The following is a 14,836-nucleotide window of genomic DNA, read 5'->3' on the forward strand; positions in this document are numbered from 1 at the left end:
CGCCGGCGTCGGGCCAACCGTCGACGCCGGTGCTGACCGGACGTACCCTGAGCTATGGGCAACCGGATCGCGCCTGGACGTACCCTGATGCTGGTTGTCGCCCATCCGGACGACGACGCCTATGGGCTCGCCGGTACGGTGGCACTTCACGCCGACGATCCTGATTTCGGCTTCATCCTGGTCCATGCAACAGACGGCGCGGCCGGCGATATAGCTCCCGGCTTCCCGGCAACCCGCGAAAACCTGGGCCTCATTCGCCGGGAAGAATGCAGGCGTGCCTGGAAAGCGCTCGGTCGCGAGCCGGACAGGCATGAGTGGCTGAACTACGACGACGGCACCTGCCGGCGGTCCCGGACCGAGGCGGCTTGTTCACGGTGCACTGCGCGAGTCCACGTTCCGTCGCTGGAACGCGGTCCGGGCGGCGTCGGGAATCGAGCCCTGGGACCCGACCCGCGTCTATCACCTGCGCGGAGTCCCCGATGGCCGGATCGGCATTGAGGTTGACACCTCCGCGGTTGCACACCGCATCGTGTCCGGACTCAGTGAGCATCGCAGTCAACGCCATGTGATCTACGAACAGGACCGTTCGAACACCCAGTGGGAGCGAACGGTCGGCCGGGAGAGTCTGGTGATCGCGTGGCCACCGGCGACTCCCGGTGCGCCGCTCCTCACGGATGTGTTCGAAGGCCTGTAGTCAGTGCCCGCGTGCGATCCACTCTTCGAGGTTCGGCGCTTCCTCGCCGATGCTCGTCGAGTCGCCGTGCCCGGTTCTCACCACAGTGTCTGCGGGCAGGCTGAACAGCTTGGTACGGATGGATTCGATGATCGTGGGGAAATCGCTGTAGGACCGGCCGGTTGCTCCCGGCCCGTCCCGGAACAGGGTGTCGCCGCTGAACAGGGTGCCGGCGTCGGGCAGGTAGAAACAGACCGAGCCGGGGGAGTGACCGGGGGTGTGGATGGCGTGCAGGGTGACTCCGGCGACGCTGAAGGTGTCGCCGTCGGCAATGGTGGCTCCCGGAACGGTATCCGGATACACCGCGTCCCAGAGCATGCGGTCCTCGGCGTGAAGGTGGATCGGTGCGCGTACTGCGTCAAAGAGGTCACCGACAGCACGAATGTGATCGTCGTGGCCGTGGGTCAGCAGGATCGCGCGGACCTGCCGCCCGTTGATCTGATCCACGATTGCGTCAGCGTCGTGCGGGGCGTCAATGACAATACATTCGGAGTCGTCGCCGATGATCCAGACGTTGTTGTCCACCTCCCACGTGCCGCCGTCCAGGGAGAATGTACCGGAGGTGACCAGGTGGTCGATACGCGCGCCCATCAGAGCTCCACCACCGAACGCAGCACCACGCCGTCGTGCATTTTGGTGAAAGCTTCCTCAACCTGGTCCAGCGCAATGCGCTCGGTGACGAAAGCGTCCAGGTCCAGGTTCCCCTGCCGGTAATGATCCACGAGCATCGGGAAGTCGCGTGACGGAAGGCAATCGCCGTACCACGAGGATTTCAGTGCACCTCCCCGGCCGAACACGTCCAGCAGGGGGAGTTCGAGCGTCATGTCCGGCGTCGGTACGCCGACGAGCACCACGGTGCCCGCGAGGTCACGGGCATAAAACGCCTGCGTGTAGGTTTCCGGGCGGCCGACGGCGTCGATCACCACATTGGCTCCGTTGCCGTCGGTGAGCCTGCGGATTTCCTCGACCGGGTCGGTGTCCTTGGAGTTCACCAGGTCGGTGGCGCCCAGGCCCTTGGCGAGTTCCAGTTTGCGGCTGTCGATGTCCACCGCGATGATCCGGGTTGCGCCGGCAAGCTTGGATCCGGCGACGGCAGCTATGCCCACACCGCCGCAGCCGATGACAGCCACGGAGTCTCCGCGCCGGACATTTCCGGTGTTGATCGCTGCGCCAATGCCCGCCATGATCCCGCAACCAAGAAGGCCGACGGCGGCTGCATCTGCATCGGGATCCACCTTGGTGCACTGCCCGGACGCTACGAGGGTCTTCTCGGCGAAGGCTCCGATACCGAGGGCGGGGGAGAGCTCCGTGCCGTCCTCAAGCGTCATCTTCTGGGTGGCATTGTGGGTGTTGAAACAGTACTGCGGCTCTCCGCGGAGGCACGCACGGCATTGTCCGCAGACAGCCCGCCAGTTGAGAATGACGCGGTCGCCGGGCTGGACGTTGGTCACGTCAGGCCCGACGGCGTTCACGACGCCCGTTGCCTCATGGCCGAGCAGGAAGGGATAGTCATCGCTGATTCCGCCCTGCTTGTAGTGGAGGTCCGTATGGCATACGCCGCAGGTCAGGATGTCGACAAGTGCCTCACCCGGTCCCGGATCGGGGACCCTGATGGTGACGACGGTTGCGGGCGCATCCTTTTCCATGACGACGACGCCCTTGACTCTGTGTGCCATTGAGACAGTCCTTTTCCTCGAGGGTGGGGGAACGACTCCAGCTTATCGACATTGAAAAAGCAGGACACGCCCCATATCCGAGCGGATAAGGGGCGTGTCCTGCGAAATCACGAGGGTGCCTAGGCGGCGACGCGGGCCTTTACCTCGGACGCGGACGGATTGGTGGCCGTGCTGCCGTCCGGAAAGATGACCGTGGGTACGGTCTGATTTCCGCCGTTGAGCGAGGCGACCAGTTCCGCGGTGCCTTCCACTTCCTCGATGTTGATCTCCTGGTAGCCGATGCCCTGCGCGTCGAGCTGCGACTTGAGCCTGCGGCAGTAGCCGCACCAGGTGGTGCTGAACATGGTGATGGTACCGGCAGCGGGTGTGTAATCCACGGTGCTCCTCTGGAAAGATTGCGGACTCGGCGAGTCCGCGGATTGTTGCGGTTTCTGTCGGCAAATGTAACGCTTGCGCGCTGTAGTCCATTCCCGGTGCGTCATCAACCGTGGCGCTCAGTGGCTCCTCGCGTAGTCTCGCCGTATGCCAAACCCCCAGACGCCAGAGCGCCCGAAGCCCGGATCGGTTCAGGCCGAACAGCTGAAGGCCGTCCGCATCGCCATCAACGAGGTCGATGAGCAGATGGTCGGGCTGATCTCCCGGCGCGAACGGCTGGTCCGGAGGGCGGGCTCGCTCAAGGACGACGACGAGTCGGTACGCGCACCAGCACGGGTCGAGCAGGTTATCTCGAACGTGCGTGGTTACGCCGAAAAGCTCGACGTGGATCCCGCTGTGGTTGAACGAACCTATCGGGCCATGATCGAGGCCTTCATCGAGTTTGAACTGAAGGTCCGGCGCACGTCCTGAGCCCGGATCCGTTCGGAGATGTTCCTATAGACAAATCGCAACCAGAATTCTTCACTCGTGGGTCCACAGCCAGCATTGCAAGGAGTGGAGCGGGACGTGATGCTTCGGGGTCATCGTTGAAATTCAAAAGTGCCGTTTTGACCTGAACGCACTGTGTCCAATTTGAGTCGACCATTTGCTCTGGGGCATAGGAGCGGGGCAGCAGCGCGGGTTGGGGTGGAAGTATGGCAGGCATGGATGCGGTCAATTTCGTCATGCTCATCGCCCCGCTCGTAACCTTGGTGGCTATTGGTGGTGTGCGTGTCGGTTCCCGGTTGGGCCTGCCGGCTCTGTTGCTGTTCCTCTTCTTCGGCATGGTGTTAGGGGAATCAGGGTTCGGCTTTCAATTCGACAACGCCACAATCGCCCAGGGCCTGGGATATGCGGCCTTGGTGCTGATTCTGGCCGAGGGTGGGTTGACCACGAAGTGGGAGGACATCCGCCCAGCGATCGGTCTGGCCACAGTGCTGGCCACGCTCGGGGTGGTCATCACGATTGGATTGATGACTCTCATCGGCCACTACGCACTGGGTTTTCCGCTGATCCTCGCGCTGCTCTTCGGTGCGGTCAACGCGGGTACCGACGCGGCCGCAGTTTTCTCCGTGTTGCGCGGTGTCCCGCTCCCCGGACGCTTACGCGCCGCCCTCGAGGGGGAATCGGGGCTCAATGACGCACCGACGGTACTGATTGTCACCGCGGCGACAGCCGTGGCAGTCGGTGAGCAACCAGCCGGAGGTGTGGCCGGGCTGGCGGGGATGGTTGTGGTGCAGTTCGTTGGTGGCATCCTGCTCGGGGGGATCTTCGGGTTCCTCGGGGTATTTGTGCTGCGGCGGATCGCGTTGCCTGTGGCGGGTCTGTATCCGTTGGCAGCTCTGGCGTGGGCGGTGCTTTCCTATGGGGTGGCCACGCAGATCAGCGTCTCGGGATTCGCTGCCGTTTATATCTGCGCGGTGGTGTTAGGCAACGGTCGGTTACCGCACCGCCACGCCACACAGGCGTTCGCCGAAGGCACAGGGTGGGTGGCTCAGATCGGGTTGTTTGTTATGCTCGGCCTCCTAGCAAGCCCGGGCAGGATCACCTGGGAAACTGTGCTGACTGGTGTGGTCGCGGGGATGTTCCTGACATTCGTGGTGCGCCCCATCGCGGTGGTCGCCTGCGCGACCTGGTTCCGGATTCCCTGGCGGGAGCAGGTGTTCTTGTCGTGGGCGGGGCTGCGTGGGGCGGTTCCGATCATCCTGGCAACCGTTCCTCTGGCTGCTCAGGCAGAGAGCGCTGCTGCTCTCTTCGACGTTGTGCTGGTGTTCGTGATCGTCTATACCGCACTCCAGGCCCCCTCCCTGCCTTGGGTGGCACGCCGGTTAGGTTTAGCGGGAACCAAAGCCAGCACAGCTGTGCAGATCGAACCGGCTCCAATGGACGAACAGCGAGCAGACCTGTTCAAGATCACCCTGACTGAAGAGTCCCGATTGACCGAAACACCGTTACAGTCACTGGAACTGCCAGCTGACACAGTCATTGCCCTGGTGCTCCGAGAGCAGAAGTGCTTCCCGCCGCAAGAGACAACCGTGCTGCGCCGTGGTGACCAACTACTCGTTGTCGCACCCAGTGAGCAGGAGGGCGAAATCGAACGGTACTTCAGCGCCGTGCCGTCCCGCGAATCAGAGGCCAAGTAGGCGCTCGTGTCAATGGACCGTGGCGCCTGTGAGTTCACGGTGAGTCTCGGCATTTCTACAGCTTTGGTGGCCTGTGGCCTGGCGAAGACCCGCTCAGGATGGTCAAGCTGAACGAGGCCGCAACCATTCTCGGTAGGGTTGGTGTGCAACGGGACCGAATAGGGAGGGAGTCCTACCGTGGGCGTGGCGCTGACAATTCTGGGGGTGGTTGTCATTGCGGTAGGCCTCTATGACATGTTCCACATCTTGTTGCATCCCAGTGGCCGAGGCCCCCTCGGCAGCCGGGTACTGGCGGGAGTCTGGAGTGTTTCGAAGGCTAGTGGGCACCGTCTGGGCTCCGCGGTCGGGCCCGTGGCTATGATCGCCGTGATCCTTTTGTGGGTGCTGCTGCAGGGTTTGGGGTGGGCGCTGATTTACTATCCTCACGTTCCCGGTGGCTTCACATATTCCCCGGGCGTGGACCCTGCGGACTACCCCGACTTCTTCGAGGCGGTCTACATCTCCTTGACCACGTTGGCGACTCTGGGCTTCGGGGACGTTGTGCCTACCGATCCCGGGATCCGACTGGCTGCCCCCGTGCAGGCCCTTACCGGCTTTGCGTTACTTACCGCCGCGCTGACCTGGTTCACGCAGATCTACCCGCCGATGTCACGACGGCGGACGCTGGCGTTGAAACTGAAAGTCATGGCCGATACCGGCTATGTGGAAGAAACTGGACAGCTCAACGCTGCTGCGGCCACCCGGACTCTCAACACCTTGGCCGCGGAAATAGACAAAGTACGCATCGACTTCACCCAGCACAGCGAAGGCTTTTACTTCCGCGAGCAGGACCCGGACATTGCCCTGGCCCGCCATCTGCCCTACGCGCTGCGGCTACGGGACGCGTCATCTGCGATACCAGCACCCGCCGTCCAAATCAGCGCCCAGAGGCTAGGTGAAGCCCTCGAACAATTAGCCCAAAAGATTGATACGGGCCTCCTGCACACAGGCAAGGACACTGACCAAATCTTCGCCGCATACGCCGACGATCACAGGCAACCCGGCAAGTCCTAAGACTAAGGGGATCGGAACGTCCGGGCGTCCTTTGCTTATGTGCCTACTGTCCGCCACCTCAGCTGCCTGAATGCATCCGTCACATGGTGGACGCCAGTGGGGGCATGTTAATTCGACGGCTTACCTCCCTCCTGCTTATCTCTCCCAGCGATCATTGGCGACAAGGTAGGCCAGCACCATTCCCATGATTCCGAAGAGGACGGCGCCAATGCCAGCCCCTAGTGTCCCGTAGGCCCTGGGCAAATGGGTGGCGACCTTTTCTCCGATCCGGCTGACTGTTGTCCGGTGCGCCACGGCAACACCGGATGAGGAATCCTGCCGGTGCCTGATGACGGCAAGACCCGCTGCGGCAATTAGGACCCCCGCGATGAACACGGGCCAGTACATCTCCACTCCTGCGGTCCTCCCATCCAAAAGTTCCCACCTGCGACGCGTATCCCGAGTGCTGGGCCGGGCGTTCTTCTCCATCCCACAATTTCACACAGACACGGGTCCACGGTGGGTTCGATGACCAGGAGCGATGAATGTGCCCTAGGGTGGACACTGTTCTGTGATCCCGGCGACACTGAAGGTCAAGATGCTGAAGGAGTATCACCGGGAAGGACTGGATGGAGCACCTCAGTCGCTTCAGCGGCGAATTCCTCAAGGCGCTCAAGAACCTTGCGCCTATTGTGGCTGTCGTTGCGGTTTTTCAGCTGCTGGTATTCCGGTCCGTACCCGATGCGCCGTGGGAGTTGGTGGCGGGCCTCCTGATCGTGGCTGTGGGTATCGCGCTGTTTTTGTACGGCTTGGATCTGAGTATCTTCCCCGTGGGCAAAAACCTGGCCAATCAATTCGTCCGACGCGGGGCTTTGGGACTGTTGCTGCCTTTCGGGTTCACCATCGGATTCGCGGCGTCCATCGCGGAGCCGGCGGTGATTGCCGTCGCCGAGCAGGCCCAGCTGGTCAGCGAAGGACGCATCGACGCGCTGGTCCTACGTGTGGTCATCGCCGTATCTGTGGGCCTGGTTCTGGTTCTGGGTGTCCTGCGAGTGCTGCGCGGCTGGGCCGTACACAAGCTGTTGATCGGTGGGTATGCGGTTGCTTTGGGGCTCACCTACATTGCCCCGGCAGAGGTCATTGGGCTGGCTTACGATTCCGGTGGTGTCACGACCAACATCGTGAGTGTTCCCCTGATCGCCGCGATAGGACTTGGTTTGGCGAATTCGATCCGGGGCCGCAGCCAGCTCGCGGATGGTTTCGGGTTGGTGGCGCTGTGCGTGATGGTGCCCGTGATCGGTGTGCAGCTCTATGGGACGTGGGTCTATTCGTTTGGCCAGGCGGGGGAGGTTCCACAGCCTGCCTCCGGAGATGTGGGAGCGGATGGGGTGATGGGCATAATCCTGGGGTTGGCGGAAATGGTTCGGGACGTCCTGCCAATCGTGGGGGTGGTCCTGTTCTTCCAGTACGTCGCACTCCGGCGTAGGCTCGCCCATCCGTGGCGCGTGGTGGTCGGCTTCGTCATGGTCCTGGTCGGCCTTTACGCCTTCGTGGTGGGCCTCAGGCTCGGCCTGTTCCCTCTTGGCACTCTCATGGCCGAACAACTGATCGAACAAGGGGACCCGGCGCTGATCCTTCTCTTCGCCGTACTTATCGGCTTTGCGGTGACCATGGCCGAACCAGCCCTGGTAGCCATCGGTGAACAGGCTCAGGACGCCTCTCCCGGCAGGATCAGAGCGGGCGCGGTTCGCACCATCGTCGCTCTGGGAGTCGGGCTCGGGATTGGTTTCGGGGTCTACCGGATCTTGGTGGGCGGACCGTTCCACTACTTCATCATGGCCGCTTACGCCGTCGCGATCGTGATGATGTTCCTGGCCCCGAAATACATCACCGCGCTGGCCTTCGACCTTGGCGGGGTGACGACTTCCGAGGTGACAGTGCCGTTGGTGACCGCGCTCGGCATTGGGTTGGCGACAGCCGTAGAGGGAAGGGACGTGTTGATCGATGGCTTTGGTCTGATAGCTTTCGCTTCCATCTTCCCTGTCATAGCTATCCTGGTGTATGCCATGGTGATGGATAGACTTCCGCGTCCGAGGAGCGCACCGGCATGAAATTCACCGCAATCATTGTGATCGCCCCCGATGACCTTGAAGACAAGGTCATTCAGCACGCTCAACGCTCCGGTGCCACGGGTGTGACGATCCTGCCGGGCAAGGGCATCGGAGGCCAAGCCCGGAAAACGTTCTTCGGGCTGACCTTCGAAGGAACCCAGTCCGTGCTGCTCATGGTCGTCGGGTCACACCTGACAGCGCCGATCCTGAAGGACCTACACCAGGTGTTGGTCAAAGGCACCTACTCGCGCGGTCTGGCGTTCGCGATCCCGATCGAGCATCTTACCGGGATCGATATGAGCCAGGTCGTCAGATTCGAAGAGCACAGGCGCCGGAACGAAACCTGATCCGGATCCGGAGACCCCGTTACGAGGAGGAAGAATGCTCACCGTCAGAGACGTCATGGTGCCCCAGGTCGTCACCATCTCCCCCTACAGCACCCTGCGCGAAGCGCTGTCCACGATGAAGGACCGCCAGGTGAAAAGCCTCGTCGTCGACCGGCAACACGCCCATGACGCCTACGGCATGCTCAGCTACCGGGAGCTCCTGGACACCGTCGTCGCCCAGGAAGGCGATATAGATTTGCTGAACGTCTACGACGCCGCGACCATACCCGTGATCACCGTCAACGAGGACCTGTCCGTACGCCAGGCAGCCACCTTGATGAGCCGCTACCACCTCAGCAGGCTGGTAGTAGTAGAGGGCAACGAACTCATAGGGCTGCTGGCCATGAATGACATCCTCGCCCGCCTCATGGAGGATCTCATTTGAGCATCACGGGCCCGGTACAACCAGTACGTCCGCTTCGGATAAAGCCAGCACCTGCTTCGTCACGCTTCCCAGGAAGACGCGCTCTAGCAGGGGGGCTTCCCCGTGGTGCCCCATGACGATCAAATCGCAATAACGGGTTCGTTCCTGTTCCAGAATTTGCTCAAGGGCCGTGCCGTGGCAGGCCAAAAGCCGGACCGCGCGCGGGGCCAAGCCAGCGGCCTCAGAGAGCTCGTACAGATCCTCAAACACCTCGTTCCGTGCGGCATTCAGGAACGGTGCAAGTTCTTCCTCAACGACCCGCCCAGCTTTCAACTTCCCCTCGAAAGGGACGCCGTAGGCGTGCATGAGGATGATGCCGGCTGCAGGGGCGACCGTACGGGCAAGCATCAACGCAGGTAGGGAATACTCGGAGAAATCGACCGGGACCAGGACATTTCGGTACCGCTCCCGCGGCTCCTGCTTTACGACCAGCACAGCGTGGGCACTGCTTTCGACCATCCGGGCCGCCGTCGAACCCAGGATCGGATGGGCAAAGGTGTTGGTCCCGTGAACGCCGAGGACCACCAGGTCAGCGGACACATCGGCGGCGCGCTCCTCGATCTTCAGGAAGGCTGGACCGGCCTCGACATGCACGCCGACTCGGACACCGTGGAGTTCGCTCAAGCCACCGCCCAGGAGCGTAATCTCCTCGCGTCTGTCGTCGGTGGCCGGCTGCTTCAACCTGTTCGGGATCCCCGGAACCAGCCGCCGCAACCTGTCCAGGTCTGAAACATTGACAGTGTGGAATAACTCAAGCACCGCACCGGCATCCCTGCAGAGCAGAGCCGCGCGCTCCACCGAAGACACCGCGGCCGGGGAAAAATCCGTGGCTGCAAGGACCGTGTGCACGTGGCTCACACCGTCTCCTCACTGCCGATGACCCGCCGGGCTTTCCAAACGAACAGGGAATCGAAGACTGGCGCAGCTGGTACTCGTGCGGGGTGTGCGTTCTGATCCATTGGTGCCGTCCTTGGGCTGCCCCGGCAAGAATTACTGCCGACCAGACTTCCCGCACACCTAGGACCAGTTTACGTTGCGGCCCCGAATTGGTGGCAGACCCGGTCGACGGTTCACACCGGCACATACTCCATACACTGCAACCAAAAGACCCCACCGATTCGCACCACGATCTTCTTTCACCTCAAGCGAAGTAGATCCTTTTTCAGCGGATAGTAAAGCTCGCGGGTGACAAAGCGCTTGAGGCTACGAATAGCATCAGCTGAAGAGTGTCCTTGAGTTCGTTTGCGGTCGCGGTAGGCCTGGGATCTGGGGTCGTAGCGGAGCCGGCAGATGGTGACGAGGTAGATAGCCCTGTTAGCTCGGCGATTTCCGCCGCGGTGCAGGCGCATGCGGTGGGTTTTTCCGGACGAGACAGGGATGGGCGCGACGCCGCATAGCCGGGCGAATGCCGCCTCGCTGGGGAACCGTTCGATGTTTTGCCCTGCGGTAATCAGCAGTTGCGCCACGGTGATGGGCCCGACCTGAGGCAGGGCGATCGTGGTCGGTGCGACCGCTTCAACGAGCTTGGTGATGTGTTTTTCCGTGGCATTGATCTCTGCGGTGAGGTTGAAGATTCGCCGTCCCAGTTCCCGGAGTACGTATTTCACTGCGTGCTCGGGTTCATCCAGCCGGCTCATATCCGGACGCAGGGCGCGTGCCTGCGTTGCCTTCCCTTCGAGTGTCTTGGCATCGAAGCGTTCTCGCATTCCGGTGGGTGCTGTAACGAGGACATCACGCAGCTGCACAAGCGCAGCAGCACGAGACTTCACAGCCGAGTCGCGCAGGAGGTGCAGGTTACGGATTGCTTCAACGGCGCCGGTGGTGTCTTTGGCCGGGGAGGAGCATTCGCCTGACATGACTTTCCGTGCAGCCGCTTCAGCGTCGATAGCGTCATTCTTGCCTGAGCGGCTGCGAGTGAGGCGGTGACCACGGTTTACTTCGACGACCTCTATGCCGGCCGCCAGGAGATGTCGGGTGAGACCCGCGCCGTAGGAGCCAGTGCATTCCACGCCAGCGGCATTGATGATGCCAAAGCTGGCGGCCCAATCCAGCAGCTCCTGGTAGCCGGCGATATCTGTCGTGAACTGCCGATCGCCGAGTAACAAGCCGTGCTGATCCAGGACTGCGGCGTGGTGCAGCTGCGAGTGGGTGTCCACGCCTATCGTGACCGTCGATATCGGCTGGGTAGTCGTTGCAGTCGTTGCAAGTGTCATGCGTACTCGTTCCTGTCGATGAGAGGCGATGGCGAGCACGGGTGACCGGGCCGGGCGGACAAAGCACTGAAGAGCCTGAGTTCGCCACGTTCCTATCAAGTCACATCCCGTCCGGCCCGGTCGCCATAGGTGGGTGGCAGGGAGGCGAGCCGACACGTCTCCTCATAGACCAGCAGGCACCGGAAGGTGCCAGCCGTCACGCAGCGGGTAAGTCAGGAACCCCTCCCCTGCCACCTATCACCCATCTTTCCTCAGTGCGCAGCGGGCAAGCGCTGGTTGGTTGGCCGCGCACGCAACGGATACCATCGAAACACCGCCGCGGGAGTGTTGGGCCTGGGTTGGCCAACATCCGCGGGTACGGTTGATCGATCAGTATCCGGCCAGTTCGCCCTTATCAAGAGGAGACCTTAGTGTCAGCGCCCCCATCAATCACCCTCATCGTCGACGGCGAAGAGCAGCGGGCGACCACCGGCACTACGGGAGCTGACCTTTTCAGGGAGCGGCGCGACGTCGTCGTCGTCCGTGTGAATGGCGAGCTGTGGGACCTGAGCCGCGAGCTGGAGGACGGCGCGCAGGTGGAGCCGGTTTCCGTCGATTCTGCGGATGGGCTGAACGTCCTTCGCCACTCCGCCGCGCACGTGATGGCGCAGGCTGTCCAGCAGCTGCGGCCGGATGCGAAACTGGGCATCGGCCCCTACATCACCGACGGTTTTTACTTCGACTTCGATGTCAATGAGCCCTTCACTCCCGAAGACCGGAAGCAGCTCGAGAAGATGATGCTGAAGATCGTCAACGCGAACCAGTTCTTCCAGCGCCGCGTCGCGAGTGAGGACGAAGCCCGCGAAGCAATGAAGGAAGAGCCATACAAGCTTGAATTGATCGGTTTGAAGGGCGGCAACGGCGACATTACTGACGACGACGGCGCCTCCGTCGAGGTCGGTGCCGGCGAGCTGACGATTTACGACAATGTGGACCGCAAGTCGGGGGATGTGGTCTGGAAGGACCTCTGCCGCGGACCGCACCTGCCGAACACCAAACTGATTTCCAACGCGTACGCACTGACGCGTTCGGCCGCTGCGTACTGGCGCGGCAGCGAGAAGAACAAGCAGCTGCAGCGCATCTACGGCACGGCCTGGCCCACCAAGGATGACCTCAAGGCCTACCAGGAGCGCCTCGCCGAAGCTGAGCGCCGCGACCACCGCAAGCTCGGCACTGAACTGGACCTGTTCTCCTTCCCGGACGAGCTGGGTTCCGGCCTGCCCGTGTTCCACCCCCGCGGCGGCATCATCCGCAAGGCGATGGAGGACTACTCACGCCAGCGGCACGTCGAGGCCGGCTACGAGTTCGTGTACACCCCGCACATCACCAAGGGCCACCTTTATGAGGTTTCCGGCCACCTCGACTGGTACCGCGACGGCATGTTCCCTCCCATGCACGTGGACGCCGAGCTCGACGCCGACGGCAAGGTCCGCAAGCCCGGCCAGGACTACTACCTGAAGCCGATGAACTGCCCAATGCACAACCTGATCTTCCGCTCCCGCGGGCGGTCCTACCGTGAACTGCCGCTGCGGCTCTTCGAATTCGGGTCGGTGTACCGGTACGAGAAGTCAGGCGTGGTGCACGGACTCACCCGCGTGCGTGGCATGACCCAGGACGATGCCCACATCTACTGCACCCGCGACCAGATGAAGGATGAGCTCACCGGTACGCTCAACTTCGTCCTCGGATTGCTGAAGGATTACGGCCTCAACGACTTCTACCTGGAACTCTCCACCAAGGATCCCGAGAAGTACGTCGGCGAGGACGAGGCCTGGGACGAAGCAACCCGGACTCTCTCCGAGGTGGCAGAGGCATCCGGTCTGGAACTCGTTCCCGATCCGGGCGGCGCTGCGTTCTATGGGCCCAAGATCTCCGTTCAGGCCCGCGACGCGATCGGCCGAACCTGGCAGATGTCCACCATCCAGTTGGACTTCAACCTGCCTGAGCGCTTCGAGCTTGAGTACCAGGCGGCGGACGGAACGCGCCAGCGGCCGGTCATGATTCACCGCGCACTGTTCGGCTCCATCGAGCGGTTCCTCGGTGTGCTGACAGAGCACTACGCGGGTGCATTCCCTGCCTGGCTGGCTCCCGTCCAGGTGCTGGCCATCCCCGTTGCCGACGCGTTCAACGACTACCTGTTCGACGTCGTGGACAAGCTCAAGGCCGAGGGCATCCGGGCGGAAGTCGACATCAGTTCCGACCGCTTCCCCAAGAAAATCCGTACCGCGAGCAAGGAGAAGGTCCCTTTCGTCCTGATCGCCGGTGGGGACGACGCCGACGCCGGTGCCGTTTCCTTCCGGTTCCGGGACGGAAGCCAGGAGAACCAGGTGCCGGTCGACGAGGCCGTGAAGCGGATCGTGGAAGCCGTCCGCAACCGGGAACAGTAGCGGCGCATGCACCACGCGGCGGACGCTGATGGTCAGCATCACGAGGATGGCGACGTAACGGACAGCTTTGAGCTGCCCGGTGTCCCCGATGCGTTCCAGCGCCTGTGGACGCCGCACCGCCTCGCGTACATCAAGGGCGGGCAAGGGCAGTTCAACAAGCAGGAGGACTGCCCTTTCTGTGCCGCTCCTGCACGGTCCGATCAGGAATCGCTGATCGTCCACCGCGGCACCAGCGCCTACGTCGTTCTGAACCTGTTCCCCTACAACCCGGGCCACCTGCTGGTGTGCCCGTACCGCCACGTACCCGACTACACCGACATCACCTCCGAGGAGACAGTCGAGATAGCGCAGCTGACGCAGACTGCCATGCATGCGCTGCGCAGCGTGGCCCGGCCCACGGGTTTCAACCTCGGCATGAACCAGGGAGTCACCGGGGGAGCGGGCATCGCATCCCATCTGCACCAGCACGTTGTTCCCCGGTGGAGTGGCGACGGCAACTTCTTCCCGATCATCGCCCAAACCAAGGCAATCACGCAGACCCTCGATGAGGTTCGGGCGCAACTCGCAGCAGCGTGGGAAGAAGCCTCCGCCGCCCCGACCGATCCCGGAGCGGACCATGCTGAATAAGTACGCGCGGTCATTCTTCACTTCACTCTTCACACCGCTGGCCACCCTGCTCCTCAAGTGGAAGGTGTCGCCGGACACAGTCACCGTGGTCGGCACACTCGGTGTGGCAGGAGGGGCGCTGGTCTTCTATCCGCTGGGGCAGCTGTTCTGGGGCACCGTCTTCATCACACTGTTTGTCTTTTCGGACGTCGTTGACGGGATCATGGCGCGGATGCAGGGCCGTATCGGCTCCTGGGGCAACTTTCTGGATTCCACCCTCGACCGCATGGCAGACGGCGCGCTTTTTGCCGGCGTTGCCATCTGGTTCTTCATGGGCGGAAGCAACAGCGCTATCGCCGTCGCTGCCCTCGCCTGTCTGGTGCTCGGCATGATCGTCTCCTATGCGCGGGCCAAAGCCGAGTCACTCGGGTTCACCGCGAACGTCGGTATCGCAGAGCGCGCGGAGCGTCTGGTCTCGGTGCTGGTGGTCACAGGTCTGACCGGCCTCGGGCTTCCGGAGGTTGTCCTGCTGGCTGTTCTGATCCTGCTGGCACTGGCCAGCATCGTCACCATCGTCCAGCGCATCATGACCGTGCGGGTCCAGGCCGCCGCTTCCTGAGCGCAATGCATCTGCAGAAGGTGCCGGAGGCTGGTCGTGCTTTTTCCTTAGG

General features: G+C 62.5%; 17 protein-coding genes. 11 read left to right on the top strand and 6 right to left on the bottom strand.

The genetic code is table 11. The features are described from left to right. Window positions 1-54: 54 nt before the first annotated feature. Both JOD47_RS15635 and JOD47_RS15640 read left to right on the top strand, forming a co-directional pair. On the top strand, window positions 55-498 hold the full coding sequence (locus tag JOD47_RS15635) for a PIG-L deacetylase family protein (RefSeq protein ID WP_204535682.1): 444 nt from the start codon (window positions 55-57) through the stop codon (window positions 496-498). A gap of 31 nt (window positions 499-529) precedes the next feature. Further along, a complete protein-coding gene (locus tag JOD47_RS15640; RefSeq protein ID WP_204535684.1) occupies window positions 530-694 on the top strand; it encodes a hypothetical protein in 165 nt (54 codons plus the stop codon). Here JOD47_RS15640 and JOD47_RS15645 read toward each other — a convergent pair whose 3' ends face one another. The 3 genes from JOD47_RS15645 to JOD47_RS15655 form a co-directional block, all read right to left on the bottom strand. Continuing rightward, entirely contained in the window at window positions 695-1,324 is a 630-nt protein-coding gene (locus JOD47_RS15645; protein ID WP_204535686.1) for an MBL fold metallo-hydrolase, read from the bottom strand. Beyond that, window positions 1,324-2,409 (bottom strand): S-(hydroxymethyl)mycothiol dehydrogenase, encoded by a 1,086-nt coding sequence (locus JOD47_RS15650; RefSeq protein WP_204535688.1) that lies wholly within the window; start codon window positions 2,407-2,409, stop codon window positions 1,324-1,326. Before JOD47_RS15650 ends, JOD47_RS15645 begins: the two co-directional genes overlap by 1 nt. A 119-nt stretch (window positions 2,410-2,528) precedes the next feature. Then, a complete protein-coding gene (locus JOD47_RS15655) occupies window positions 2,529-2,786 on the bottom strand; it encodes a mycoredoxin (RefSeq protein ID WP_307836343.1) in 258 nt (85 codons plus the stop codon). A 145-nt stretch (window positions 2,787-2,931) separates the two neighbouring features. Between JOD47_RS15655 and JOD47_RS15660 the strand changes: the two genes are divergently transcribed. The 3 genes from JOD47_RS15660 to JOD47_RS15670 all read left to right on the top strand — a co-directional run bounded on the left by JOD47_RS15660 (window position 2,932) and on the right by JOD47_RS15670 (window position 6,020). Next, entirely contained in the window at window positions 2,932-3,255 is a 324-nt protein-coding gene (locus JOD47_RS15660) for a chorismate mutase (RefSeq protein WP_204535690.1), read from the top strand. 224 nt (window positions 3,256-3,479) lie between these two features. After that, the gene (locus JOD47_RS15665) at window positions 3,480-4,967 is read left to right on the top strand and encodes a potassium/proton antiporter (RefSeq protein ID WP_204535692.1); all 1,488 of its coding nucleotides are present in this window, start codon (window positions 3,480-3,482) and stop codon (window positions 4,965-4,967) included. Window positions 4,968-5,324: 357 nt separating this feature from the next. Continuing rightward, complete coding sequence (locus JOD47_RS15670; RefSeq protein WP_239548758.1) at window positions 5,325-6,020, top strand: potassium channel family protein; 696 nt, start codon at window positions 5,325-5,327, stop codon at window positions 6,018-6,020. A 135-nt stretch (window positions 6,021-6,155) separates the two neighbouring features. Here the strand turns inward: JOD47_RS15670 and JOD47_RS15675 are convergent, their stop codons facing one another. Then, complete coding sequence (locus JOD47_RS15675) at window positions 6,156-6,407, bottom strand: hypothetical protein (RefSeq protein ID WP_204535696.1); 252 nt, start codon at window positions 6,405-6,407, stop codon at window positions 6,156-6,158. Between the two features lie 221 nt (window positions 6,408-6,628). Between JOD47_RS15675 and JOD47_RS15680 the strand changes: the two genes are divergently transcribed. From JOD47_RS15680 to JOD47_RS15690, 3 genes are read left to right on the top strand one after another with little or no spacing between them, the layout of a single operon-like run. Beyond that, window positions 6,629-8,110: a DUF1538 domain-containing protein gene (locus JOD47_RS15680; protein ID WP_204535698.1), complete on the top strand. Its 1,482-nt coding sequence runs from the start codon at window positions 6,629-6,631 to the stop codon at window positions 8,108-8,110. Beyond that, a complete protein-coding gene (locus tag JOD47_RS15685) occupies window positions 8,107-8,457 on the top strand; it encodes a P-II family nitrogen regulator (protein ID WP_204535700.1) in 351 nt (116 codons plus the stop codon). The genes JOD47_RS15680 and JOD47_RS15685 overlap by 4 nt, the downstream gene beginning before the upstream one ends. A 34-nt stretch (window positions 8,458-8,491) precedes the next feature. After that, window positions 8,492-8,881 (top strand): CBS domain-containing protein, encoded by a 390-nt coding sequence (locus tag JOD47_RS15690; RefSeq protein WP_204535702.1) that lies wholly within the window; start codon window positions 8,492-8,494, stop codon window positions 8,879-8,881. Between the two features lie 3 nt (window positions 8,882-8,884). On the opposite strand, the gene JOD47_RS17830 is transcribed toward JOD47_RS15690, so the two are convergent. After that, window positions 8,885-9,778, bottom strand: a complete 894-nt coding sequence (locus JOD47_RS17830) for a universal stress protein (protein WP_204535705.1) — start codon at window positions 9,776-9,778, stop codon at window positions 8,885-8,887. A gap of 278 nt (window positions 9,779-10,056) precedes the next feature. Beyond that, the gene (locus tag JOD47_RS15700; protein WP_204536804.1) at window positions 10,057-11,133 is read right to left on the bottom strand and encodes an IS110 family RNA-guided transposase; all 1,077 of its coding nucleotides are present in this window, start codon (window positions 11,131-11,133) and stop codon (window positions 10,057-10,059) included. Window positions 11,134-11,543: 410 nt separating this feature from the next. Between JOD47_RS15700 and thrS the strand changes: the two genes are divergently transcribed. Genes thrS through pgsA form a run of 3 tightly spaced genes read left to right on the top strand, consistent with a single transcriptional unit; the run spans window position 11,544 to window position 14,784 of the window. After that, the gene (gene thrS / locus JOD47_RS15705) at window positions 11,544-13,559 is read left to right on the top strand and encodes a threonine--tRNA ligase (RefSeq protein ID WP_204535707.1); all 2,016 of its coding nucleotides are present in this window, start codon (window positions 11,544-11,546) and stop codon (window positions 13,557-13,559) included. A 6-nt stretch (window positions 13,560-13,565) separates the two neighbouring features. Then, a complete protein-coding gene (locus JOD47_RS15710) occupies window positions 13,566-14,186 on the top strand; it encodes an HIT family protein (RefSeq protein WP_204535709.1) in 621 nt (206 codons plus the stop codon). Beyond that, window positions 14,176-14,784 (top strand): phosphatidylinositol phosphate synthase, encoded by a 609-nt coding sequence (gene pgsA / locus JOD47_RS15715; RefSeq protein WP_204535711.1) that lies wholly within the window; start codon window positions 14,176-14,178, stop codon window positions 14,782-14,784. The genes JOD47_RS15710 and pgsA overlap by 11 nt, the downstream gene beginning before the upstream one ends. The last annotated feature ends 52 nt before the right edge of the window (window positions 14,785-14,836 follow it).

The sequence above is a fragment of the Arthrobacter tumbae genome, assembly GCF_016907495.1.
Taxonomy (GTDB): Bacteria; Actinomycetota; Actinomycetes; order Actinomycetales; family Micrococcaceae; genus Arthrobacter_D; species Arthrobacter_D tumbae.